The sequence below is a fragment of the Paenarthrobacter sp. NPDC090517 genome, from assembly GCF_044769165.1.
GTDB lineage: Bacteria > Actinomycetota > Actinomycetes > Actinomycetales > Micrococcaceae > Arthrobacter.
In genome coordinates this window covers 882,983-906,274 of record NZ_JBIVXN010000001.1, presented here as the reverse complement: position 1 = coordinate 906,274, position 23,292 = coordinate 882,983, and the positions used below count along the sequence as shown (strand labels likewise).

Below are 23,292 nucleotides of genomic sequence, written 5' to 3'. Positions count from 1 at the left end.
CAGGGAACAGGGTCCTGGATTCGTCAACTGCCGCCGTCCGGAGGGGCGGCGGCAGTTGACGGGTCCCGACTAGTAGCGGTTGATCGTAGGAAGTTCAGGAGCGGTCTTTATGACCTTGCCTGCAGTGGCTTCCCAAGCCTTCTTGTAGGTGTCGTCCTTGGCGAATTCCTCAAGCTGGTCGTTGATCCAGTTGCGGAAGACGGTGTCGTCCTTCTTCAGGCCGATGCCGTAAGGCTCCTTGGTGAAGGTTTCATCCGAGGCGAGCTTGAAGGCGTCCGGTTCCTTGTCCACGTAGCCGGCGAGGATGACGTTGTCGGTGGTGACGGCGACAACCTGCTTGTTGCGCAGCGGCTCCAGGCAAGCGGTGTAGGTGGCCGCAGGGACGACCTCAGCGCCGTACTTCTCGGCGATGGTCTTGGCCGGGGTGGAACCCGTGACCGAGCAGACCTTCTTGCCGGAGACATCTTCGGGCTTGGTGATGGAGGTGTCGTCCTTGTTCACCAACAGCGCCTGGCCTGCTTCGTAGTACGGTCCGGCGAAGGCGACCTTTTCCTTACGGGCATCGTTGATGGTGTACGTGGCGATCACAAGATCGACGCGGCCCTGCTCGATGAACGACTCACGGTTCTGGGAGACAGTCTCTACCCACTCGATCTTGTCAGCCTGAATTCCAAGCTTGGCGGCGATTGCCTTGCCCATTTCGACGTCGAAACCGACAGGCTTGCCGTCCAGGCCCTTCTGGCCGAACAACGGCTGGTCGAACTTAGTGCCGATCTTGATCGTCCCGGCCTTGTTCAGCTTCTCCATCGTGGTGCCGGCTTCGAAGCTCGCCGAGGCAACAGGGGGAGTGGTGGTGCTGCTGCCGCCGCCGCAAGCGCTCAGGGAGAGAGCAAGCGCAGCCGACGCGGCCACCAGGAGTGACTTCCTCCGGGTAATAAGAGACTTCATGATGTTCCTTTCATTGGGTGGCCGCCTTACGGCCGGGGGTGCTGGCGGTAAGGAGCTAGTGGGTCAAGAGCTTGGACAAGAAGTCCTTGGCACGGGTGCTCTTCGGGTTGGTGAAGAATTCCTCGGGTGTTGCGTCTTCCACGATCTGACCGTCAGCCATGAACACCACTCGGTCAGCAGCCTTGCGGGCGAAGCCCATCTCGTGGGTGACCACGATCATGGTCATGCCTTCTTTGGCCAGCTGGATCATGACGTCCAGAACTTCGTTGATCATCTCGGGGTCCAACGCGGACGTGGGCTCGTCGAACAGCATTACCTTCGGCTTCATGGCGAGAGCGCGGGCAATAGCCACACGTTGCTGCTGGCCGCCGGAGAGCTGGGCGGGAAGCTTCGGGGCTTGGTGCCCGACGCCTACACGCTCAAGGAGGGCCATGGCCTCCTTGTCAGCCGTACCCTTGGCCACCTTCTTAACCTTGATGGGACCCAGCGTGACGTTCTCAAGAATCGTCTTGTGGGCGAACAGGTTGAAGGACTGGAACACCATGCCGACGTCGGCACGCAAGTGAGCGAGGTCCTTGCCTTCTTCGGGAAGCTTCTTCCCGTCGATGGCGATGTCGCCGTCGTCAATCGTTTCCAAACGGTTGATCGCACGGCAGAGAGTGGATTTACCGGAACCGGAAGGTCCGATAACCACCACGACTTCACCCTTCTGAACCTGGAGGTTGATGTCTTTGAGGACGTGCAATTGACCGTAGTGCTTATTGACGCCGTTCAGGGAGACGAGGGCATCGCCGGACGCTTGAGTAGTCATACGACGAATCTAGCGAACAAAGAAGCAAATATGACCACGGTCACGGCAACTTCCTGAAGATCGTGACTGAACAGAAACCTGCCCCACAGCGATATACCAGACTGCAATGCAAGAAGCGGGTCGTAGCGAAGGAGCAGGCCTTCATCCGCGCTAGCCTTGGGCAATGAGCATCAGCCAGCACCCAGTTCCCCACCCCGATGCCAACGGCCGCGTCGAGGGTACCCACGTGCCGCTCCCTTCGGAGATCGCGCCCGCCAAGCACAAGGGTCCATTGGAGCTTCGACGTAAACAGGCGGACACGGGGATGTCGGACCAGCATTTGCTGGATACCAGCGGTGCCGGGCAGTTCATTCATACCGATCCTTGGCGTGTCCTGAGGATCCAGAGCGAGTTCGTGGAGGGCTTCGGAGCCCTTGCGGACCTGGGACCTGCCGTCAGTGTGTTCGGTTCAGCGCGGACTAAGCCCGGAACCGAGTACTACGAGATGGCCGTCGACGTAGGACGCAAACTCGCTGAAGCCGGAGTCGCGGTTATCACCGGTGGCGGACCCGGGTCCATGGAAGCTGCAAACAAGGGCGCTGTGGAAGGCAATGGAGTCTCCGTTGGCCTGGGCATCGAGCTGCCTTTCGAGCAGGGACTCAACCAGTGGGTGGACCTGGGCATCAACTTCCGGTACTTCTTCGCCCGTAAGACCATGTTCGTCAAGTACGCGCAGGGCTTCGTTGTGCTTCCTGGGGGACTCGGCACCCTCGATGAGTTGTTCGAGGCCATGGTGCTTGTCCAAACGCGCAAAGTGACGTCGTTCCCCATTGTGCTGCTCGGTATCCGCTTCTGGGGACCCATGATCGAGTGGATCAAGGACACCCTGGTGGCAGAAGGAATGGTTTCCGAGAAGGACCTTGACCTGATCCAGCTGGTGGATGACCCCGCCGACGCCGTCCATCGTGTGCTGCACGGTGCACCGCTTCCCCCTACCACCAATGGGAACCAGCGCCCGGAATAGTTGGCTGTTTCTGGCACGATGGACCCTGTGAGCTTTTTCCTGGTGTTTCTCGCGATAGTCCTTGTCGGCGCGGCGCTGTACCTCGGCGCCGGGATCGTACGGGGGCGCTCGATCGGATCCGGACTTGACCAACCGGTCCCCAACTTGCCCGCTGTTTTGCTGCCGGAGGATGCCAAGCCCTCCGACGTCGACTCCTTGCGCTTTGCGTTGGGCCTTCGCGGGTACCGGATGGACCAGGTTGACCAGGTCCTGGATGAGCTGAAGGACCAGCTACAGGCAAAGGATCGCGAAATCGAACGGCTTGGCGCCTTGGTCCAGCCGCGTCTCCAGGACGGCGAAACCGGCCGGACCGGGCAGTGAGTTCCCCGGTCCCCGCGCCGAAGGGAACTGCTGCCCCGAAGACCCAGGGGCAGCAAGGACCCACTGCGCGGCTTTCCCTGGGGCTATCGGCCGCGGTCGCCGGAATGGCTGGATGGCCCTGGTGGTTGCAGGTTTCCTTGGTGTTTGTGGCTGCGAGGCTGGTCAGCGCCTTTATCTTCATGGCGGCCGCCATTCATCAGGGAATGAATCCGTGGTTCCCGCCGGCTCCGGACTATTGGAACTTCATCACCATCTGGGATGGACGCTGGTATCAGGAAGCTGCAGACAAGGGATACCCCTCGGTCCTGCCCGTGGACGCGAACGGCGTGGTGCAGCAAAACGCGTGGGCCTTCTATGCGCTCTTTCCCTTCCTGGCCAGAGGTCTCTCGGCGGTTACCGGCATAGGAACCCTGCCTTCGCTCACCATCATCGCGATGCTGGCAGGTGTGGGCGCAGCTTTGGTGATCTATAAACTGTTTCGCGAGTTCTCGGGCAAGCGGGCAGCGTTGTGGGGCGTCATCTTCGTCTCGACGTTCCCGGTGTCACCCATCCTCCAGGTCCCGTATGCCGAGTCGCTAAATCTGTTGCTGTTGTCGGGTTCCTTGCTGCTGGTGGTTCGGCGCCAGTACCTGGCAGCTATTCCCGTAGTGCTCCTGATGTGCCTTTCCAGGCCCACGGGGGTTCCTTTTGCAGCCATGGTGGGGTTGCTGTTGCTGTGGCGTTTATGGCAGCGCTTCGGGCCGTCCAGTACGCTGCCAGCTCCGGCTTCAGCTTCCAACGGCGCAGGACCAACGCCGGTGCGCAGCCTGTTGTCGCTCGCGGCCCTGGTGTTGGCTGCCGGCGCCGGGGCTCTGGCATGGCCGGCGATTGCCTGGGCCACTACTGGTGAATTGACTGCCTACACACGTACCGAAACAGCCTGGCGGGGGCACGATCTTGTGCCTTTCAAGCCGTGGTTCGACACGGGCAGGATGCTGTTTGGTCCTGTGCTGGGTGTGCTGGCCCCCTTCCTTTTCACGGCACTTTTCGTGCTGGTCATGCTGTCAAAGCCCGTCCGGGCGCTCGGAACCGAGTTGCGGCTCTGGTGCGCCTGCTACATGGGCTACCTGCTGGTGTTCCTTCATCCGCAGACCAGTACGTTCCGAATGTTGCTGCCCCTGTTCCCGCTGGCACTGGGGGTGGCGTTGCTGTCCAAGTCCAAGGCGTATCGGGGAACCGTGGTGCTGATGTTCGGCCTCCTCCAGATCGTCTGGGTGGTGTGGCTGTGGGCGTGGGCTCCGCTTCCCGGAGGCGGGGACTACCCGCCCTGACGTGGACCTTTGCCGCACACCGGGAGTATGTACAAAGCCCGGACAAATAGGCGTTTGATTCGCTACGGACGGGTAATTACGGGATAATGGACTAAGAGCAAGGACAAAGCACCGAAAAGTGCCCGGCCAAGGCGGCCTCCCAAGCGGTGCCGCCGGCTGCAATTGCGACGCGGAACCAGCCCGGCCGGGTTGGCGTGACTTGGGACAAATGGAGGGGATTTTCCTAATGGCGGCTATGAAACCACGTACCGGCGACGGCCCTATGGAAGTTACCAAAGAGGGACGCAGCTTGATCATGCGTGTGCCGCTCGAAGGCGGAGGACGACTCGTTGTCGAGCTCAACGCCGCGGAAGCGGCCAACCTCAAGGAATGCCTCGTAGGCGTTACTGAATAGGCGTTTTGACTAGAGTTACAAAGCAGGGCCCGGCAAGCCGGAGCCCTGCTTTTTGTTTAAGCCGCCCCATTACTTCTCAAGGGTGCCCCTGCTTCTGCAGTGCACCTACTTCTTAACGGCCACCAGAAGTCCATCACCCGTGGGCAGCATCGCTGACGCCAGCCGTTCGTCGTCGCGAATCGCCTTGCCGATCTGACGCAAGACAACGGTGGTGGCATCCCGCGCAGCCGGGTTGGAGACGCGGTCTTTGTCCAGGGCATCGTTGATGACCAGAGTGCCGCCGGATTTCAGGAGGCGGATGGCCTGTTCCACATACTTGGGGAAATTCGGCTTGTCGGCGTCGATGAAGACGAGGTCGTAGGCGGAGTCGGTCAGGCGCGGCAAAACGTCGGCTGCGCGGCCCGAGATGGTGCGGGTGCGGTTGGCCGGGCTACCCGATTCCAGGAACGCTTCCCTGGCCGCCTTGAGGTGTTCGACGTCCACATCGATAGTGGTCAGCACCGCATGGGGACTCAATCCACGCAGCAGGCAAACCCCGGAGACCCCGGCACCCGAGCCGACTTCCACCACTGTCTGCGCCTTGGAAGCGGCCGCGAGTACGGTCAGTACGGCACCCACGCCGGGGCTGATGGGGTTGACCCCCAGTTCGAAGGACCGCTCCCGGGCGCGCAACAATACGTCATCCTCAGCCGGCAGATCTTCTGCGTAGGACCAGCTGCTTGACTTGTCGGCACTCATGAAGGGGTTCGCTTTCCGCGGGTAGGGGTGTTTGTACCAAGACTACTGTGTCCGCCCCCGTATACCCGTTGCAGGGAATCCTCCCCGCACCTGTGTCTACGGCCCATTTCAGCCTTGCGGGGAAATCCTCTGCCAGTCAGGAAATTCCCAGACAAACTTGGGATGATAATGCTCCGGTCATCCATGAGGTGGGCGGCGCCGAAGACTCGGTGAACCACAGTTTGAGGGGAGTGGACGATGCCGGCATCGCATGCTGCGCCAGTCCAAACATCAGAAAGCCTTGAGGCCGTTACTGATTGGGTCATGCCCAGCTGGGAGGAAGTGGTTTCGAACCACTCCGCCAAGGTGTATCGCCTCGCCTATCGCCTGACCGGCAACAAGTTCGACGCCGAAGACCTCACCCAGGAGGTTTTCGTCAGAGTTTTCCGTTCCCTTGAAAACTTCAAGCCGGGAACCCTGGATGGCTGGTTGCACCGCATCACCACCAACCTGTTCCTGGACCAGGCCCGGCGCAAGAGCAGGATCCGCTTCGACGCGCTTGCTGAGGATGCCGAATCCCGCTTGCCCGGCCGCGAACCAGGCCCGGAACAGAGCTTCGAACACAACAACCTCGACCTTGATGTCCAAAGGGCTTTGGAAGAACTCCCGCCGGACTTCCGCGCCGCCGTCGTGTTGTGTGACCTTGAGGGCCTTTCCTATGACGAAGTCGCGGAGGCGCTCGGTGTGAAGCTTGGAACCGTTAGATCCCGTATCCACCGCGGACGGACCATGCTGCGCGAGAAGCTCGCCCACCGTGACCCCCGCCCGGCAGAGGCCCGTAAGCCGCGGCTTAAGATGCCCCGCATCGCCAGCATTCTTTAGGTAGTCGATGCCTCGACGTTCACTTCGACCGGGAGCCCTGTCCCGGCGCAAATTGGCTGCGCTTCGCCATACGCGCAACCCCGAACACCTGGAGGACTGCTCGGACTGCCGGATCGCGCTCCGCCGGGAACGGCAGTACCTTGAACGCCTCCGTGGTGCAGCCGTGCCCGAAGCCAGCCAGGATCTTGCGGCGCGATTAATTCATCACACCGAACGGTTGGCCAACGAACCGGCACCAATTTACTCAACACCGCAATATCCACACCGTCGGTGGCGCGGCGTTGGCATTGCGGGTACTGCTGCCGGAGTCCTGGCGGTGAGCGCAGGAGCCTTGGCACTGTCCGCCTATGTGGTCGCCGGTGATGAAAGACCACAGGCCCTCGCGGGAACCAGCGATGTTGGCGCACTTGCCGGTGCTTGGACGGCCAACCCCACAGAAGCGATGGTTGGACCCGCGTTTCGGGCCGGCAGCAAAGTCAGTTTAAGTACTGCCCAGTTGGAGTCACTACGGGAAGACGGGTGGGCGTGTCCCGAGCTATCCGGAATGGGCTTCCACGTCGTGTCCGCCCAAGCCACCATGGATAACGGGAATCCGGCCGTGGAGATCAGGCTCGAAAGCAACGGTCACTACGCCACCATCGTGGAGGAACACCTCCCGGCGGATGAACCCGGCAGTGGACGGTCTACGTCCGCGCAGCTCTCTGTCACGCAGGGAAGCCCTTGGAAGGCTGTCTACACCATGCCGGCCGCAGTCATCAGCTATGCCTCCGACCTCCCGGCGGACAGCGCGGACGACGCCGTCCCTGAAATTGTCCGGGCGGGGGAGTCCATGGCATTCATGTCCGCCGATGATGATCCTGAAGCCTGGTACGAAAGGCTGCTGCGCGGCCTCCGGACCCTGCTCCGTCCTACCGGTTTATGAGCGGCACCACAGACAAGGTAATCTTCGTAGCGTGTTTGGAATCAACGGCCCGGAGTTCATACTCCTTCTGATTATCGGCGTACTCGTCATCGGTCCCAGCCGTTTGCCCGAATACACTCAAAAGCTCGCCAACCTGGTCAAGGAAGTCCGCCGGATGGCTTCCGGCGCCCGGGAGCAGATCAAAGAAGAAGTCGGCATCGACATCGACGAGGTCGACTGGAAGAAGTATGATCCCCGCCAGTATGATCCCCGTCGAATCATCAAGGATGCGCTCCTTGAAGACGACACCAAGCCAGTCAGTGCTGGAGGTCCCGCAGCTGCTGCCACTGCCGTAGATACCAAGCCCAAGGCCCCTCTGCGGGTCATTGAGCGGCTCGCCGAGGGCGAAGCTGCTCCGTTCGATTCCGAAGCGACCTGATTCGAAGCAGCCGACAGCCGTTGAGGGCGTTGGTTCTGTTCCAGGGCCGGGGCTCAGCGCGGCTGAATCCCCAAAGGCATGCCGGACAAACCGCGAGGCCGCGTGGCCAAGGCGGCAGCGATGCCTTCCATCGCTTTGGCGGCAGCTGTTTCAGGTGCTGCCAGAACCACGGGTTTCCCGGCGTCACCGCCCTCCCGCAAAAGGATGTCCAAGGGAATTTGCCCAAGGAGCGGAACGTCGCTGCCCACGGCAGCGCTTAACCGCTCAGCCAGGATGGCACCACCGCCACTTCCAAACAATTCCATGCGTGCGCCGTCGGGCATTTCCAGGTAGGACATGTTTTCGATGACGCCGGCCACTTTCTGCCCCGTCTGGGTAGCGATGGTGCCGGCTCGTTCGGCGACATCCGCAGCAGCTGCCTGCGGCGTGGTGATCACCAGAATTTCTGCGTTGGGCAGGAGCTGAGCCACGGAAATGGCGATGTCGCCCGTGCCCGGGGGCAGGTCCAGGAAGAGGGCATCGAGGTCACCAAAGTAGACATCGGTGAGGAATTGTTCGAGGGCACGGTGCAGCATGGGACCGCGCCAGGCCACCGGCTGGTTGCCTGCAACGAACATGCCGATGGAGATGACCTTCACGCCGTAGGCGACGGGCGGCAGGATCATGTCGTCCACCTGCGTGGGCTTCTGGTTGATCCCCATCAGGGCGGGTACGGAGAAGCCGTGCACATCGGCGTCCACGATGCCAACCCGGAGGCCTTGGGCGGCAAGTGCACACGCCAGATTGACGGTGACGGATGACTTGCCCACACCGCCTTTACCGCTGGCTACGGCGTACACCTTGGTCAGGGAGCCGGGCTTGGTAAACGGTATGCCGCGCTGTCCACCGGGCCCGCGGAGTTGTTCCTTGAGCGCTTCCCGCTGGGCCTGCGTCATGACCTTCAGCTCAACATCCACGCCCGTGACGCCTTCCACCCGGAAAAGGGCGTCGGTGGCATCCTTGGTGATGGTCTCCCGCAGGGGACACCCGGCGATGGTCAGCAGAACTGCGACGTGCACGGCGCCGCCAGCATCGGCGGACACCGATTCCACCATTCCAAGTTCCGTGATGGGGCGCCGGAGCTCAGGATCAATGACGGTGGCCAAGGCAGCATGCAGCGCCTCGGCAGATGCGGTGCTCATGGGGTCAGGCTCGGCTTTCGGGGTTTTCGGGCGATGGCTTGCCGGTGGAATGTTGTGGACCTGCAGCCCGCTGGGGCCGGACCTTCGGAATCTGCTGTGTTCGGGGTCCACGCGATTTGTCGCGCTTCTCCTTCAGCTTCTCCTTGACCTTCTCACCCGGCGATTCCGTGCCATCAGCGGAGGTTTCGTTCTCACGGAGTTCCTCCTGGGCATCGATGATGTCTTCCAGCAGGCTTCTAAGCTCGGTCCGGACATAGTCACGGGTTGCTACTTCGCGCAAGGCGATGCGCAGTGACGCCAGTTCCCGGGTCAAGTATTCGGTGTCGGAGAGATTGCGTTCGGCACGCTGGCGGTCCTGCTGGAGCGAGACACGGTCGCGGTCATCCTGCCGGTTTTGGGCGAGCAGCAGGAGCGGTGCCGCGTAGGAAGCCTGAAGGGACAACATCAGGGTCAGAAGGGTGAAGCCCAGCTCCACGCGGTCGAACTGCCAGTCCGTGGGAGCGAAGGTGTTCCAGGCAAGCCAGAAGACACAGAACACCGTCATGTAGACGAGGAACGTCGGCGTGCCCATAAAGCGGGCGAAGCCCTCCGTTGCGTTTCCGAAAGCGTCCGGGTTCGGGGAGAACTTGGGCAGGATACGTTGCCGACCACTCAGGGGCGTGTCAAGGCTGCTGCTCGAGCGTCCTGCGGACTTGGGGGATCGGGCGGCGTTGTTATCAGCCAATGCGGCCTCCAAGTTTCCTTATAGGGGCGTCGTCCTCATGGGCGCGCCAGTCATCCGGCAACAGGTGATCCAGCACGTCATCAACAGTCACCGCCCCCACAAGGCGGCCGTCGTCGTCAACGACTGGAAGTGAATTCAGGTTGTACGTGGCCAAGGTGCGGGCCACTTCGCTGATGTGGGCTTGGTCCGAAAGTGGCTCAAGGTTCTTGTCCACAAGGTTGCCCAGCGGTTCCGGCGGAGGGAAGCGCAGCAGTTGTTGAATATGCACCACGCCCAGGAAACGGCCTGTGGGAGTCTCCAAGGGAGGGCGGGCGATGAAGATGGACGAGGCCAGTGCAGGCGAGAGCTCCTCGCGGCGAACATGGGCCAGGGCCTCGGCGACGGTAGCTTCCGGCGGCAGGATGACCGGGACCGGAGTCATGAGGCCACCTGCTGTATCTTCGTCGTATTCCAAGAGGCGGCGGACGTCCTCGGCTTCCTGGGGTTCCATGAGTTGAAGTAGCTCTTCCGCCTGGGCGGAAGGCAGCTCGGCCAGGAGGTCGGCGGCGTCGTCCGGATCCATCTCTTCGAGGACGTCGGCCGCGCGTTCCACATCCAGTGCTGAGAGGATCTCCACTTGGTCGTCTTCCGGCAGTTCCTGGAGGACATCGGCCAGGCGCTCATCCTGGAGCTCACTTGCCACTTCAAAACGTCGCTTGTCACTCATTTCCTGCAGGGCTTCAGCGAAGTCGGCAGGTTTGAGGTCTTCATGTGTAGCAACGAACTGCGTGGCGGCCTGGGGCTCGTTGTGGGCGCCGGTCTGGGCATCGGCCCAATCGATGATGAGGGTCTCGTTGCGGCGGAGCCTGCCAAACGGGGACAAGGAGTGTCCCCGGCGGACGAAGAGCTTGCTGACAAACCAGTCCTTGGACCTGTGCTGGTCCATGGCGATGTCTTCGATCGTGGCGTCTCCGCTGCCGTCGGCCAGGGTCACGCGGCGGTCGAACATCTCAGCGACCACCAGTGTCTCGGCACCGCGCTGCTCGAAGCGGCGCAGGTTGACCAAGCCGGTGCAAATGATTTGCGTCTGGTCTATGGACGTAATGCGCGTCATGGGAACAAAAACCCGCTTCTTGCCCGGCACTTCAACCACGATGCCCACCACATGGGGAGCGCCACGGGTGCCGCGGGAGAGCACCACGACGTCACGCAACCGGCCTAGACGATCGCCCAAGGGGTCGAAAACGTCCAAGCCGAGCAAGCGCGCGACAAAGACGCGTGAGGGATGTGTGCTCATGTTTACAGGCTACCGAGTCTGCTCTCTTTTAGCTGAATTCCAGCCGCTACACATGTCCATGAGACACAATGGGGCTATGTCAAACATTTTTGGTGCTCCCAAAGCCGTTGAGGAATCCCGCAGTGTCCCCCAAGGTGACACCGTAGGCTCGTACACCTCGTATTTGGATGCCCAGAAGGCGGTGGACTACCTCGCAGACCAGCAGTTCCCAGTACAGCTGGTGTCGATTGTGGGCAACGACCTCAAAATGGTGGAGCGGGTAACCGGCCGCCTGAGCTACCCGAGGGTGGCATTGTCCGGCGCCCTGAGCGGCATGTGGTTCGGCCTCTTTGTCGGCGTCATGCTGTCCTTCTTTACTCCCGCCGGGGGACCGTTCTCCATCATCACCTCCGTGCTCATGGGCGCTGCCTTCTTCATGCTGTTCGGCATCGTCACCTACGCCATGCAGCGCGGGAAGCGTGACTTCACCTCAACCAGCCAGGTGGTGGCCACCAACTACGACGTCATCGTCGCTGTAGAGGCAGCCCACGAGGCCCGCCGTTTGCTTCACCAGCTGCCCATGAACCCATCGCAGGCAGCCGCGCCGCAGACCAGCTACAACCAGCCGACTGCGCCTTTCCAGCAACCGGGCCAGGCTCCCGAGCGGCCTTCCACTTGGAACGACCCCTATGGCCAGCGTGGCCCGGAAACCAATGGTTCAGCTCCGGAAGGACAGTCCGCAGCTGCTCCGGCGAACCAGCCGGCTCCGGCTCCGACGCCGACCCCGGCAGCTGTGCGTTACCCGGACCTCCCGGACGGTCGCCCGCAGTACGGTGTCCGGGTGACCGACGGCCAGGATCCGGCACGGAACGCGCCTCAGGAAACGGGAGAGCCGTCCAGCGCCGAGGATTCGTCCAAGCAGTAGTCGCTTCCGCAGGCGCCAGCTTCCGCAAAGCACAAAGGAAAGGCCACCGGATCTCCGGTGGCCTTCCCTTTGTTTTGGCTCAACCGCCCGTGCCAGCCCGAAAGCCCGCGCTTACCCCTGGGCTTCCTGGTAGATGCCGGCCATCCAGGACTCGACGTCGTCGGCCTTGCGCGGCAACGCTGCGCTGAGGTTGAGGGGACCGTCCGCTGTCATCAGGATGTCGTCTTCGATTCGAACACCGATCCCGCGGTACTCCTCGGGAATCGCGAGATCTTCATTCTTGAAGTAGAGCCCCGGTTCGATGGTAAAAACCATGCCTTCGGTGAGGACTCCATCGAGGTAGAGCTCCCGCTTTGCCTGCGCACAGTCGTGGACGTCCAGGCCAAGGTGGTGGCTGGTGCCGTGCGGCATCCAGCGGCGGTGCTGCTGGCCCTCCGGGCTGATGGCTTCCTCCACGGACACAGGCAGCAGGCCCCACTCGGCGAGGCGTTCAGCCAGGACCGTGGTTGCAGCGGTGTGGATGTCCCTGAACCTCACGCCCGGCTGGGCAGCAGCAAATCCGGCATCGGCGGCGTCGAGCACGGCCTCGTAGACCTTGCGCTGGACATCGGTGAACGTACCCGTGGCTGGGAGTGTGCGGGTCACGTCAGCTGTGTAAAGGGAGTCTGCCTCCACACCGGCATCGAGGAGCAGGAGCTCGCCGGCGTTGACAGTCCCGGAGTTGCGGTTCCAGTGCAGCACGGTGGCGTTGTTGCCGGACGCGGCAATGGTGTCGTAGCCGAGTTCGTTGCCTTCCTCGCGGGCGCGGGCAAAGAAGGCACCCTCCACTACACGCTCGCCGCGCTTGTGGGTCAATGCGCGGGGGAGGGCCCGGACGACGTCGGCGAAGCCTTCCACGGTTGCCGCCACGGCGATCTTCATCTGCTCGATTTCCCACTCGTCCTTGATGAGGCGCAGCTCGGACAGTGCTTCGCTGAGCTTCTCATCCAGGGCGTCGAGTTCGCCGAGGTCCAGGTTCTCGGGGTCTTTGGCCGTGTTGTAGCGGGCGGTGTCAACCAGCGCGTCAATGTTCTCGTCCACCTTGCGGACCAGCCGAATGGAGATGCCGCCGATTTCCGGGGCGCCCACGTTCTTGGTGATGGCCATCTCGAGCTCGGAGATGTGCGCGGTGGGGAGGCCGAGGCGGGCTTCGAATTCGGCCAGTGTGGGACGCACACCGATCCAGAACTCGCCGGCGCGGGAGTCTGCGTAGAACTGCTCTGTATCCCGGCCGGCCAGCGGACGGAAGTAGAGGGTGGCAGCGTGGTGACCGCCGTCGTCGCCCTTTCCTTCAGCAACAGGCTCCAGGATCAGCACGGCGTCGGGCTCGTGGTCGAGGCCCAGGCCGGTGAGGTGGGCGAACCCGGAGTGCGGGCGGAAACGGTAGTCGCAGTCGTTGGAACGGACCTTCAGCGGACCGGCCGGGATGACGAGCCGTTCGCCCTTGAACAGTTCGGAAATAGTACGACGGCGGCGGGCAGCGTGGTCTGCAACGGCGTCGCGCGCGGGGGTCACCTGCGGGGCGGGCGCCCAGTTGCTGGCCATAAATGCCTTGAAGGCATCTGATGTGGGCCGTTGCGAGCGGTTGTTGACACGCTCTTGCAATGGCTGGGAGGACGAGTTCTGGGTGTTTTCGGCATCGTTCACCGTTACATCGTCCCACCAGTTACGTGAGGAGGCCAACGGCGCAACACTCCAAGCAGGCCGGCATCCCATAGGCTGGGAAAGTGAGGATAGACCTGCATGCGCACTCAAATGTTTCCGACGGAACCGAGACACCGGCCGGCGTGATCATCTCCGCCGTCTCGGCCGGCCTGGACGCCGTGGCGTTAACTGATCACGATTCGACGGACGGTTGGGAAGCTGCCGCCGCGGCTGCACGGGAACATGGCATTGCCTTCGTTCCCGGAATGGAGATTTCCTGCCGGACCGAGCAGGGAATCAGCGTTCATCTGCTCAGTTACCTCCACGACCCCGCCCATGCGGGCTTGCTGGAGGAAATCACCAAGTCCAAGGACGCCCGGCTCACCCGTGCCGAGCACATGGTCACCTTGTTGTCCGAGGATTACCCGTTGACCTGGGATGACGTCATCCACCACGTGGCTCCCGGTGCCACGGTGGGCCGCCCTCACATCGCCGATGCCTTGGTCGCGGCTGGCGTTGTCGCGGATCGAACGGAGGCCTTCACGTCCATCCTCACCTCACATTCGCGGTACTTCGTGCAGCACTATGCGCCCAACCCGGCAGTCGCCGTCGAGCTTGTCCGGGCGGCTGGCGGCGTTCCGGTTTTCGCGCATCCTGTGGCTTCGTCGAGGGGACGCATCGTGGGGGAGCGAACATACCGGGACATGATTGATGCAGGACTGCTGGGACTTGAGGTCGAGCACCGCGACAACCCGGAGGAGGGCCGCACGTTCCTGCGGGGTTTGGCCGCCGAACACGGTTTGCTCATGACAGGGTCATCTGACTATCACGGAGCGGGCAAGCCTAACCTGTTGGGTGAAAACACTACCTCGCCCGAGGTTTTGTCACGCATTGAGGAGTTGGCAACGGGCAGCACGGTAATTCGCTGATGGATCTGCAACTGCTTGCCTCCGTGATCGTCACGCTGTTCGTCATCATGGATCCACCGGGTACCGTCCCGATCTTCATGTCACTGACGGCGCAGATGTCAGCCAAGGACCGGAACCGTTCCGCGTTCCAGGCTCTTTTGGTTGCCACCGGCGTGATCGTAGTGTTCGCGATCTTCGGGCAGTCCATCCTGAACTACATGCACATCTCGCTGGCAGCCTTGCAAGGCGCGGGCGGTCTGCTCCTGGTGCTTATTGCGCTGCAGCTGCTGACGGGATCCACCAGCGGCGAAGAGAATGCTGCCAAATATAAGAACGTGGCGTTTGTGCCGCTGGGAACGCCTCTCATGGCAGGGCCCGGCGCGATCGTCGCCGTGATGGTATTCGTCCAGCAGTCCAGTCAGCTCGCGGAGTACCTGGCAGTTGGCCTCGGCATTGCTGTTGTGCTGGGCTCGCTTTACCTTGCGATGCGCTTCGCAGGCGTCGTACAGCGAGTGCTCGGTGAAAACGGAGTGGAGCTGGTCACCCGGATCGCCGGCCTGCTGCTGTCAGCCATTGCCGTCCAGATGATCGCGGACGCCGTTCAGGCCTTCGTGAAGGGCGCTGCCTGATCCACGCTGGTAGCCGGCAGGAATCCGCTCTGATGGAAATCTGCCTTGCTGCCCAGCCGTTTCCGCATGACCTCGATAGCCTGTTCGTTCTGGTCTACGCACACGAAGTTACGGCCCAGCTTGGCTGCCACGGCACCCAGGGTTCCTGAACCAGCGAAGAAATCAAGGCACCAGTCGCCCTCGCGGCTTGATGCGGAGACAATTCTGCGAACCAGGCCTTCCGGTTTTTGAGTGGGGTATCCGGTCTTTTCGCGGCCCGTGGGCGAGACGATGGTGTGCCACCAAACGTCCGTGGGCAGCTTGCCGAGCTCGCGTTTGGCTGGAGTGACCAAGCCAGGAGCCATATACGGTTCCCGGTCCACTTCGGCGTTGTCGAAGTGATACTTGGTGGGGTTCTTGACGTACACCAGAATGTTGTCGTGCTTGGTGGGCCAGCGGTTCTTCGCACGGGCGCCGTAGTCGTAGGCCCAGATGATCTCGTTCAGGAAGCATTCCCTGCCGAAGATCGAGTCCAGCATCACCTTGGCGTAGTGGACTTCCCGGTAGTCCAAATGCAGGTACAGGGTGCCGTCGTCGGCCAGAAGTCGCCAGGCTTCCACGAGCTTGGGTTCCAGGAAGGACCAGTAGTCACTGAAAGCGTCGTCGTAGCTGTGCAGGGCGCCCTTGATGGTGTCGTAGGAGCGGCCCTTAAAGCCGACGCGGTCGCCGTCGCCGTCCGCGTTGCGGACCATGCGGGTTTCCTGGCGGCGTTGGACCCTGCCCGTGTTGAAGGGCGGGTCCACGTAAATGAGTGTGAAGGCGCCGTCCGGCAGCGTAGGGAGGAATTCCGCGTTGTCCGCGTGCACCACCAAGTTGCCGCCGTCCGGCGCCCAAACAGATTCAGTCATTGAGGTTTTTAGGCCTCGGTGCTGCCGGACTGGGCAGCTGCGGTCTCACCGGACACCACTTCGCCGTTGCGACGACGAGTGCGGGTCCGACGCGTACGTGACGGCTTCTCCGCATTGTCCGCGGTGGCGGTGCGGGTCTCCGAGGCGCCGGCAGCGGGGGCTGCCTCGCCATCAGAAGTACGACGGCGGCGCGTACGGTTGCGGCCGCTCTCACCCTTGGATTCACTGGACTCGGCGTCATTGGACCTGCCGGAGCGGCCACGGCCGCCGTCGCGCTTGCTGTCTCGTCCGCCATCGCGGCCTGAACCGCCGGAGCGGCCGTTCTTCTTACCGGTCTCGCCCAGGTCTTCCAAGACTTCAGCGTCGACGCCGGCGAGGACGCGCTTGTTGCGCGGCAGACGGCCCTTGGTGCCCTCGGGGATGTCGAGATCGGAGTAGAGGTGCGGCGAGGAGGAGTACGTTTCTACGGGCTCGGGAACGCTGAGTCCCAGGGCCTTGTTGATCAGGCCCCAGCGAGGCATGTCGTCCCAGTCAACAAACGTGACGGCCGTGCCCTTGTTTCCTGCGCGGCCTGTGCGGCCAACACGGTGAAGATAGATCTTTTCGTCTTCGACGCACTGGTAGTTGATGACATGGGTGACATCATCGACGTCGATGCCGCGGGCTGCGACGTCGGTGGCCACCAGGACATCAACCTTGTTGTTGCGGAACGCGCGGAGCGCCTGCTCGCGGGCACCCTGGCCAAGGTCGCCGTGAATGGCTGCAGCTGCGAAGCCGCGGTCAACGAGTTCCTCGGCAACCTTCGCCGCGGTCCGCTTGGTCTTGGTGAAGATGATGGTGCGGCCACGTCCGCGGGCCTGCAGGATGCGGGCCACAACCTCGGTCTTGTCCATGCTGTGTGCACGGTAGATGAGCTGGCGGATGTCGCGCTTGGTGAGGCCTTCATCGTTCGGGTCAGCCGCCCGGATGTGGGTGGGCTGGGTCATGTAGCGGCGGGCCATTGCGATGACGGGGCCGGGCATCGTCGCCGAGAAGAGAAGCGTCTGCCGAACGGCGGGGGTGCCGGCGATCAGCGTCTCGACGTCGGGGAGGAAGCCGAGGTCCAGCATTTCGTCGGCTTCGTCAAGGATGACCATCTTGACGTTTTTGAGGCTCAGGTGCTTCTGCTTGTACAGATCGATCAAGCGGCCGGGTGTGCCGACTACGATTTCGACGCCCTTCTGCAGGGCATCAACCTGCGGCTCGTACGCGCGGCCACCATAGATGGTGGCGATGCGGGCATTGCGCTTGCGCGAAGCGGTCTGGAGATCGTTGGCAACCTGCACGGCGAGTTCACGCGTGGGGACGATGACCAGGGCCTGGGGTGCGCCTGGGACAGCAAGCTTTTCGTATCCGGCGTCGTCGCGGCCGGCTACGCGCTGGAGGGCGGGAATGCCGAATCCCAAGGTCTTTCCGGTACCCGTCTTAGCCTGGCCAATGATGTCGTGGCCGCTCAGGGCGACCGGCAGGGTCATTGCCTGGATGGGGAAGGGGTGCGTGATCCCGGCGTCAGCCAAGGACTCAACGATGTCGGGGCGGACGTTGAAGTCTGCGAACGACTTTTCTTCGATCTCGTGGGGCGTCTCATCCGAGATGATCGTTTCCTCGGGTTCGATTGATTCGGTTCCGGTGGAGTCCGTCAGGACTTCGTGGGTATGCAATTCACTCACAGGGAGTTTCCTTATTCATTTGGGCATTGGCGCTGCATGCTCAACGGCGGCGGCGGAGCCGTACCGGAGCACGAACGGGCGCGCAAGCAAGTCCAGTGGAAGCCGATCGCGGGCTATCTAAGTACTGGCACTGGTGACCAGTTGGTACATCTCAAGATCGCGTAGGGGCGGGCTTGTTGAGTTCAAAAATTAACTGAATCAACGACCGGGCATCCATTACTACAAGCCCAGTCTATCCTCTGGGGGCCGGAAAGCCCGGATCGCCGGATGAACGGCTTCAGGGCAGCAACTGGAACCTGATCTCACGGCTGGCGATATCAGCCTTCAGCAGGCGGACCCGAACCTTGGTTCCGGACTCCATCTCTCCGTCGCACCGGGCCGTAACAGCGGGGTCTGCGATTTGCACGACGCCAAAGGGTCCGTTGCCGTTTCCATTGCCATTCCCGTTTCCCCTGGCGGCTCCGTTGGAGGGCTTGGACCCGGAAATGACCACGGCCTCGAATTCCTGGCCGATATGGTTGGCCACGAGCGCCGCTTCCACGGTGTCCAGTGCCGCGCGCTCGAGGCGTCCGGCCAACTGATCCGAGGCTGCCATGATCTCTGGCAACGAGGGGAGGGCTTCACGCGCCCACGCCGGGATCTCGTGGTTATTGCTGAGGGCTTCGCAAATCACCAGGACAAAACGATCGATGAGGCGTCGCAAGGGTGCTGTGGTGTGGGCATAGGGAGCGCCGATGGCTGCTTGGATCACATTGGCGGGAACATCGCCGTCAAAGGGCGTGTAACCTGCACCACGGAACAACGTGCCGGCCGAATGCAGGATGGCCAGCTGTTTGGGATCGGATGCGTCCAGTGTCCGCAGGTATTCGCCGTAGCTGACTTGTCCGTCCCAGGGTTTGGCGAGGGCAGTGGTCTGCCGCTTGAAATGCAGCAGCGACCGGTCATCAGGTGCAGGCATGGTGCGCAGGATGCCCACTTTTCCGTCGAGCATCATCTGAGCGGCGGCCATGCCTGTCATGAGGGAGATCTGCGCGTTCCAGTCCTCAACCGGCAGGGAGGGTGCCGCGGCGATTCTGTACCCGCCGCCGTCGGTCGCTTGGACTATTTCCTGCTCCGGCATGTTGAGGCTTGCGCCGCCCCGCTGCCGCTCGAGTTCGACGCGCTTTAGTCCCACTTCTTTGAGGAGTTGAAGAACGGGAGGGGCGGTACCGTCGTCGATCTGCTGTTGGGCGCCCTTGTAGCTTAGTTTGGCCCTGCTGCGCACTGTCGCACGGGCAACGGTGACGGCCAAAACTTCAGCTTCCGCGTCCAGGTCAAAATCCCAGACGAAAGCACTGCAGTCCTGCTCGGCCAGCAGGCTTCCCGCGTTCTCACTGATGACCTCCGGATGCAGTGGGATCCGGCCGTCAGGAGCGTAGAATGTTTGCCCGCGTTGACGCGTTTCGGCATCAAGTGCGCCGCCTGGCGCCACAAAGGACGGCACATCGGCGATGGCATAGAGGACCTTGTATCCGTCACCGGCCCGTTCAATGAACAGAGCCTGGTCCAGATCGGTGGACGTCGCGGGGTCGATGGTCACAAAAGGAATGTCCCGCAGGTCCTGGGCGGGCAACTCAAGGGCCTTCACCGCTTCCTGTGCCTCTTCCACAGCTTCTGCCGGGTACTCGCCAGGGAGTTCCAGCTCTGTCCTCAGGGCAGCAAGGGCCGCGGCGAGCTGGTCCGACGAGTCGTCGACGTTGGGCGCAATCCGATGATGTGACACGAAAATCAGGTTAGCCCGAAATGGGCCGATAGTCTTGGATCATGGGCACTTCCCCGGACCGCGCAGCCTATGCCGGGCAACTCTCAGCGGAGTTGCTCGGAGCCATGGCGTATGGCGAACTGTCCGCCTTTGGGCGGCTCGCGCTGGATTCCCGCCACGCACCCACGCTTCACGACAGGTCTGTGCTCGCGAAGATCGCAGTCGGGGCCTACGGAAACTTTGCCCTCCTCAATGACCGCCTGTCGGAGATGGGCCTGGACCCCGAACATGCGATGCTGCCGTTTCAGCGCTCCTTCGATCACTTCCACGAGCGCACCAAGCCGGGGGACTGGTTCGAATCCGTGATGAAGGCCTATGTCATCGATACCGTGTCATCAGATTTCTATAGGGCTGTCTCGATGTTCCTCGACCCGACAACGCAGCACTTCGTTGAGCGCGTCGCTTCCCCCGATCAGGCAACGGACGTCCTCCGCGTCCTGCTCAGGCGGGCCTTGGCAGATGACCCGCGCCTCGCTTCCCGATTGGCGCTGTGGGGCCGCCGCCTGGTGGGGGAAGCGTTGACGCAGGCGCAGCGCGTGGGCATGGAACATCCCTTGCTGGGGCCAATGCTGAAAAGCGGCGGGGACGCGCGTGCTGCGGTGAAAAGGCTTACGACGGAGCTCGCTGATAAGCATGCCCGCCGGATGATTGGCCTCGGCCTGACCGCCTAGCCCGCGGATCGCGCGGTACCTCCGACTTCCCTAGACGGTATCCAAAGCTTCCAGCAGCGACTTGGCCGCCGCCGTCGGGTCCGTTGCCGCTGTGATGGCCCGGACCACCACGATCCGGCTGGCACCCGCTTTCACAACCTGTTCAACGTTGCTGAGGTCGATGCCGCCAATGGCGAACCACGGGAGGGTCACACCGTCGGCTGAACGCTTGACCGCTTCTGCGGCATATGTGACCAGATCCAAACCGACAGCAGCGCGGCCGGGTTTGGTGGGTGTTGCCCACACTGGGCCCACGCAAAAATAGTCCAGTCCCAAGGGCCCTCGGGAAGTGGCCACAGCTGCATCGATTTGTTCTGTTGTGTGGGTGGAGAGTCCTATGCCGGTGGCGTTCGGCAGGAGTGTCCGGGCGGCCGTCAGGGGCAGGTCCTTTTGCCCGATGTGGAACACGGGAGCCCCGGAAATGCTGGCAACATCGGCCCGGTCGTTGACCGCCCAAAGCCGTCCGTGACGTTGTGCGACGCTCCGCAGGACGGCCAACATCTCCAGTTCCTCGGCAGCTTCCAGGGTCTTGTCGCGGAGTTGGATGATGTCCACGCCGCCTTCGAAAGCGGCGTCCACAAAGTCCTCAAAATCGCCCTGCTCCTTGCGGGCATCTGTGCACAGGTAGAGGCGGGCGGAGGCAAGAGCGTCAGGCTGAGTCATGGGAACCAGAGTAGTTCCTCTAAACTGGGCTCGTACTGCGGGAGCCGCGACATTCGTCATATGACTGTCCGGCTGAGAGGGCTTCAGCGCCGACCGCTTGACCTGATCCGGCTAGTACCGGCGTAGGGAAGGAAACAAATGGCAGATCCCCGCCATACCCCTCTTCATGCAGACGTTGCCGTCATTGGTGCCGGCGTCATAGGCCTCGGCATCGCTCACGAAGCCCGACGATTGGGCCGTTCAGTTGCGCTGATCGACCCCACGCCCGCTTCCGGCGCGTCCTTCGCAGCGGCCGGCATGCTTGCACCCGTCAGCGAACTCCATTACCAGGAAGAAGATCTTCTTGACCTAATGCTTGAGTCTTCCCAGCTGTGGCCCTCTTTTGTGGACGGACTGCATCGAGGCTCAGAGGACAGCGGATACCGCACGACGCCGACCCTCGCCGTGGGTGCCGACGCAGCCGACCGCCGGGCGCTTGCTGACCTAAGGTCGGTCCAGCTTGCCGCCGGCTTGGGAGTCGAACCTCTCGCTCTGCGGGACGCGAGGCAACGGGAGCCGCTCCTCAGTCCGCAGATCTCCTGCGCTTTTGACATTCCTGCCGACCACCAAGTCGATCCGAGAAGACTCGCGGCATGCCTCTTGGCAGGACTCGCAGCCCATTCGCCAGATGACAGTTCCTGGGTATCGGGAGCCGAGGACGGATTCGCCGTTGCTTCCAGGGCGCACGGTTTGCTGTGGGAAGGCGGGCGGGTCGCAGGAGTGGAGCTTGAATCAGGAGTCTATGTGCTCGCCGGAGAGACCGTGGTGGCCAACGGGCTGGGCGCGTCCAGGTTGTCCGGTCTCCCTGATGGTCTGAGCCTTCCGGTAAGGCCGGTCTATGGTGACATCCTCCGGCTCCGCGTCCCCGATCACCTGCGCCCCTTGGTCACATCAACGATTCGCGGAATGGTTCGTGGAGTACCTGTCTACATCGTGCCCCGGGACGACGGAACTGTGGTGATAGGAGCGACGCAACGCGAAGACGGGTTGTCAGCCTCTTCCAACGCGGTCTCGGCGGGTGGCGTTTACCAATTGCTGAGGGACGCCCAAGTATTGGTCCCCGCAGTGGCTGAACTGGAACTCCTTGAAGCAACCGCCCGCGCCCGGCCCGGAACTCCGGACAACGCCCCGCTGCTCGGGCGGGTCGGTGCTTCCAACGCCGACATCGAGGGCCTGGTGATCGCCACGGGATTCTTCCGCCACGGAGTCCTCCTGACTCCCGTGGCCGCCAAGATCGTGGGGGAACTCATGGTTAGTGGCTCAGCGGACCCCCGATGGGTCCCCTTTATGCCCCATCGTTTCGAGAGCAACGCCCCTGTTGCCCGAGCACTCACACCAGCAGGACGAACCACCACCAAGGAAACAGCATGAACATTAAAGTGAACGGAACCGACCACGCAGTCTCTGACGAAGCATCCGTCAGTACCCTCGTCACAGCCGTCACCGGTCGCGCCTTGGACGCCCGCGGACAAGCGGCCGACGGCGGCAAGCTGGGAGTCGCTGTCGCACGCAATTCCGAGGTAGTGCCACGCAGCCAATGGTCCGTGACAGCGCTCGCCGACGGAGACGAACTCGAACTCGTAACAGCAGTCCAGGGAGGCTAATCATGACAACAGCAAACGTTGACGTCCGCACCGACGCTCTGGTGATCGACGGCGTCGAATTTGGTTCCCGCCTCATCATGGGTACTGGAGGCGCGCCGAGCCTCGATGGCTTGGGATCAGCGCTCCTGGCTTCGGGAACCGAACTCACCACAGTGGCGATGCGCCGCTATTCGCCCGCCGAAACGGGCTCCCTGTTCCAACTGCTGGTGGACCATAACATCCGCGTGCTGCCCAATACTGCTGGTTGTTTCACGGCCAAGGACGCCGTGATGACTGCCGAGCTTGCTCGGGAAGCACTTGAGACCGATTGGGTGAAGCTGGAAGTCATCGCGGACGAACACACACTCCTTCCCGACGCCGTGGAACTGGTGGATGCAACGGAGCAGTTGGTGAACCGCGGCTTCAAGGTATTCGCCTACACCAATGACGATCCCGTACTGGCGCTCAGGCTCGAGAATCTGGGTGCAACAGCCGTCATGCCCTTGGGTTCGCCCATCGGGACCGGCCTTGGCATCCTCAATCCGCACAACATTGAGCTCATTGTGTCCCGGGCCTCCGTGCCCGTGGTGCTCGATGCGGGGATCGGCACAGCCTCCGATGCTGCCCTCGCCATGGAATTGGGTTGCGACGCCGTTCTGCTTGCCACCGCCGTAACGCGCGCGCAAAACCCGGTGCAGATGGGCGAGGCCTTCAAACACGCCGTGATCGCCGGTAGGCTGGCCAAGCAGGCGGGCCGGATTCCGCGGCGGGAGCACGCACTCGCATCCTCGGCGATGGAGGGCCGGGCAGAGTTCCTCTGATGAAGGAGC

The 23,292-nt window shown here is 62.4% G+C and carries 25 protein-coding genes and 1 riboswitch; of the genes, 14 read left to right on the top strand and 11 right to left on the bottom strand.

Annotation, left to right across the window (positions count from 1 at the left end; all coding sequences use genetic code 11):
• Positions 1 to 69: 69 nt before the first annotated feature.
• Together ACIQTW_RS04155 and ACIQTW_RS04150 are read right to left on the bottom strand one after the other, a co-directional pair.
• Positions 70 to 948: a glutamate ABC transporter substrate-binding protein gene (locus tag ACIQTW_RS04155; protein WP_402934016.1), complete on the bottom strand. Its 879-nt coding sequence runs from the start codon at positions 946 to 948 to the stop codon at positions 70 to 72.
• 55 nt (positions 949 to 1,003) lie between these two features.
• Positions 1,004 to 1,759 carry an amino acid ABC transporter ATP-binding protein gene (locus tag ACIQTW_RS04150; RefSeq protein WP_011775438.1) on the bottom strand — a complete coding sequence of 252 codons (756 nt, stop codon included), beginning with the start codon at positions 1,757 to 1,759 and terminating at the stop codon, positions 1,004 to 1,006.
• 163 nt (positions 1,760 to 1,922) lie between these two features.
• On the opposite strand from ACIQTW_RS04150, the gene ACIQTW_RS04145 reads away from it, so the two are divergent.
• The 4 genes from ACIQTW_RS04145 to ACIQTW_RS04130 all read left to right on the top strand — a co-directional run bounded on the left by ACIQTW_RS04145 (position 1,923) and on the right by ACIQTW_RS04130 (position 4,826).
• On the top strand, positions 1,923 to 2,762 hold the full coding sequence (locus ACIQTW_RS04145; RefSeq protein ID WP_402934012.1) for a TIGR00730 family Rossman fold protein: 840 nt from the start codon (positions 1,923 to 1,925) through the stop codon (positions 2,760 to 2,762).
• 18 nt (positions 2,763 to 2,780) lie between these two features.
• The gene (locus ACIQTW_RS04140; protein ID WP_402934009.1) at positions 2,781 to 3,122 is read left to right on the top strand and encodes a DivIVA domain-containing protein; all 342 of its coding nucleotides are present in this window, start codon (positions 2,781 to 2,783) and stop codon (positions 3,120 to 3,122) included.
• Positions 3,123 to 3,226: 104 nt separating this feature from the next.
• The gene (locus ACIQTW_RS04135) at positions 3,227 to 4,432 is read left to right on the top strand and encodes a hypothetical protein (RefSeq protein ID WP_402936224.1); all 1,206 of its coding nucleotides are present in this window, start codon (positions 3,227 to 3,229) and stop codon (positions 4,430 to 4,432) included.
• 226 nt (positions 4,433 to 4,658) lie between these two features.
• Positions 4,659 to 4,826, top strand: a complete 168-nt coding sequence (locus ACIQTW_RS04130; RefSeq protein WP_009357720.1) for a DUF3117 domain-containing protein — start codon at positions 4,659 to 4,661, stop codon at positions 4,824 to 4,826.
• Between the two features lie 105 nt (positions 4,827 to 4,931).
• On the opposite strand, the gene ACIQTW_RS04125 is transcribed toward ACIQTW_RS04130, so the two are convergent.
• Positions 4,932 to 5,564 (bottom strand): O-methyltransferase, encoded by a 633-nt coding sequence (locus ACIQTW_RS04125; protein ID WP_402934006.1) that lies wholly within the window; start codon positions 5,562 to 5,564, stop codon positions 4,932 to 4,934.
• Between the two features lie 237 nt (positions 5,565 to 5,801).
• On the opposite strand from ACIQTW_RS04125, the gene sigE reads away from it, so the two are divergent.
• The 3 genes from sigE to ACIQTW_RS04110 are packed head-to-tail and all read left to right on the top strand — an operon-like array spanning position 5,802 to position 7,765.
• Positions 5,802 to 6,425 carry an RNA polymerase sigma factor SigE gene (sigE, locus tag ACIQTW_RS04120; protein ID WP_017198611.1) on the top strand — a complete coding sequence of 208 codons (624 nt, stop codon included), beginning with the start codon at positions 5,802 to 5,804 and terminating at the stop codon, positions 6,423 to 6,425.
• 7 nt (positions 6,426 to 6,432) lie between these two features.
• Positions 6,433 to 7,347 carry a hypothetical protein gene (locus ACIQTW_RS04115; RefSeq protein WP_402934002.1) on the top strand — a complete coding sequence of 305 codons (915 nt, stop codon included), beginning with the start codon at positions 6,433 to 6,435 and terminating at the stop codon, positions 7,345 to 7,347.
• 31 nt (positions 7,348 to 7,378) lie between these two features.
• A complete protein-coding gene (locus ACIQTW_RS04110; protein WP_402933999.1) occupies positions 7,379 to 7,765 on the top strand; it encodes a Sec-independent protein translocase TatB in 387 nt (128 codons plus the stop codon).
• Positions 7,766 to 7,818: 53 nt separating this feature from the next.
• Here ACIQTW_RS04110 and ACIQTW_RS04105 read toward each other — a convergent pair whose 3' ends face one another.
• The 3 genes from ACIQTW_RS04105 to ACIQTW_RS04095 are packed head-to-tail and all read right to left on the bottom strand — an operon-like array spanning position 7,819 to position 10,946.
• Positions 7,819 to 8,946 (bottom strand): Mrp/NBP35 family ATP-binding protein, encoded by a 1,128-nt coding sequence (locus ACIQTW_RS04105; RefSeq protein ID WP_402933996.1) that lies wholly within the window; start codon positions 8,944 to 8,946, stop codon positions 7,819 to 7,821.
• A gap of 4 nt (positions 8,947 to 8,950) precedes the next feature.
• Positions 8,951 to 9,682, bottom strand: coding sequence for a DUF1003 domain-containing protein (locus ACIQTW_RS04100; protein WP_402933993.1), 732 nt, complete (start codon positions 9,680 to 9,682; stop codon positions 8,951 to 8,953).
• On the bottom strand, positions 9,663 to 10,946 hold the full coding sequence (locus tag ACIQTW_RS04095) for a magnesium transporter MgtE N-terminal domain-containing protein (RefSeq protein WP_011775428.1): 1,284 nt from the start codon (positions 10,944 to 10,946) through the stop codon (positions 9,663 to 9,665). The genes ACIQTW_RS04100 and ACIQTW_RS04095 overlap by 20 nt, the downstream gene beginning before the upstream one ends.
• Positions 10,947 to 11,022: 76 nt before the next feature.
• Here ACIQTW_RS04095 and ACIQTW_RS04090 point away from each other — a divergent pair, with 76 nt between their 5' ends.
• Positions 11,023 to 11,850, top strand: coding sequence for a general stress protein (locus tag ACIQTW_RS04090; RefSeq protein WP_402933989.1), 828 nt, complete (start codon positions 11,023 to 11,025; stop codon positions 11,848 to 11,850).
• A 111-nt stretch (positions 11,851 to 11,961) separates the two neighbouring features.
• Here ACIQTW_RS04090 and ACIQTW_RS04085 read toward each other — a convergent pair whose 3' ends face one another.
• Positions 11,962 to 13,536, bottom strand: coding sequence for an aminopeptidase P family protein (locus ACIQTW_RS04085; RefSeq protein WP_402933986.1), 1,575 nt, complete (start codon positions 13,534 to 13,536; stop codon positions 11,962 to 11,964).
• 80 nt (positions 13,537 to 13,616) lie between these two features.
• Here ACIQTW_RS04085 and ACIQTW_RS04080 point away from each other — a divergent pair, with 80 nt between their 5' ends.
• Positions 13,617 to 14,462, top strand: a complete 846-nt coding sequence (locus ACIQTW_RS04080; protein WP_402933983.1) for a PHP domain-containing protein — start codon at positions 13,617 to 13,619, stop codon at positions 14,460 to 14,462.
• The gene (locus tag ACIQTW_RS04075; RefSeq protein ID WP_011775424.1) at positions 14,462 to 15,070 is read left to right on the top strand and encodes a MarC family protein; all 609 of its coding nucleotides are present in this window, start codon (positions 14,462 to 14,464) and stop codon (positions 15,068 to 15,070) included. The genes ACIQTW_RS04080 and ACIQTW_RS04075 overlap by 1 nt, the downstream gene beginning before the upstream one ends.
• On the opposite strand, the gene ACIQTW_RS04070 is transcribed toward ACIQTW_RS04075, so the two are convergent.
• From ACIQTW_RS04070 to ACIQTW_RS04060, 3 genes are all read right to left on the bottom strand, one after another.
• Entirely contained in the window at positions 15,043 to 15,957 is a 915-nt protein-coding gene (locus ACIQTW_RS04070; RefSeq protein WP_402933981.1) for a DNA-methyltransferase, read from the bottom strand. The genes ACIQTW_RS04075 and ACIQTW_RS04070 overlap by 28 nt on opposite strands.
• Before the next feature lie 8 nt (positions 15,958 to 15,965).
• Complete coding sequence (locus ACIQTW_RS04065) at positions 15,966 to 17,666, bottom strand: DEAD/DEAH box helicase (RefSeq protein ID WP_402933978.1); 1,701 nt, start codon at positions 17,664 to 17,666, stop codon at positions 15,966 to 15,968.
• A 277-nt stretch (positions 17,667 to 17,943) separates the two neighbouring features.
• The gene (locus tag ACIQTW_RS04060; protein WP_402933975.1) at positions 17,944 to 19,428 is read right to left on the bottom strand and encodes an RNB domain-containing ribonuclease; all 1,485 of its coding nucleotides are present in this window, start codon (positions 19,426 to 19,428) and stop codon (positions 17,944 to 17,946) included.
• A gap of 41 nt (positions 19,429 to 19,469) precedes the next feature.
• Here ACIQTW_RS04060 and ACIQTW_RS04055 point away from each other — a divergent pair, with 41 nt between their 5' ends.
• Positions 19,470 to 20,138 carry a ferritin-like fold-containing protein gene (locus ACIQTW_RS04055; protein WP_402933972.1) on the top strand — a complete coding sequence of 223 codons (669 nt, stop codon included), beginning with the start codon at positions 19,470 to 19,472 and terminating at the stop codon, positions 20,136 to 20,138.
• A 30-nt stretch (positions 20,139 to 20,168) separates the two neighbouring features.
• Here ACIQTW_RS04055 and thiE read toward each other — a convergent pair whose 3' ends face one another.
• Complete coding sequence (gene thiE, locus ACIQTW_RS04050; protein WP_402933969.1) at positions 20,169 to 20,840, bottom strand: thiamine phosphate synthase; 672 nt, start codon at positions 20,838 to 20,840, stop codon at positions 20,169 to 20,171.
• Positions 20,841 to 20,867: 27 nt separating this feature from the next.
• Positions 20,868 to 20,986, top strand: a riboswitch (TPP riboswitch).
• On the opposite strand from thiE, the gene thiO reads away from it, so the two are divergent.
• The 3 genes from thiO to ACIQTW_RS04035 all read left to right on the top strand — a co-directional run bounded on the left by thiO (position 20,979) and on the right by ACIQTW_RS04035 (position 23,283).
• Positions 20,979 to 22,250, top strand: coding sequence for a glycine oxidase ThiO (gene thiO, locus ACIQTW_RS04045; RefSeq protein WP_402933966.1), 1,272 nt, complete (start codon positions 20,979 to 20,981; stop codon positions 22,248 to 22,250). Its footprint overlaps the riboswitch before it by 8 nt.
• Positions 22,247 to 22,483, top strand: coding sequence for a sulfur carrier protein ThiS (gene thiS, locus ACIQTW_RS04040; RefSeq protein ID WP_402933963.1), 237 nt, complete (start codon positions 22,247 to 22,249; stop codon positions 22,481 to 22,483). The genes thiO and thiS overlap by 4 nt, the downstream gene beginning before the upstream one ends.
• 2 nt (positions 22,484 to 22,485) lie before the next feature.
• Positions 22,486 to 23,283, top strand: coding sequence for a thiazole synthase (locus tag ACIQTW_RS04035; RefSeq protein WP_402933960.1), 798 nt, complete (start codon positions 22,486 to 22,488; stop codon positions 23,281 to 23,283).
• Positions 23,284 to 23,292: the final 9 nt, after the last annotated feature.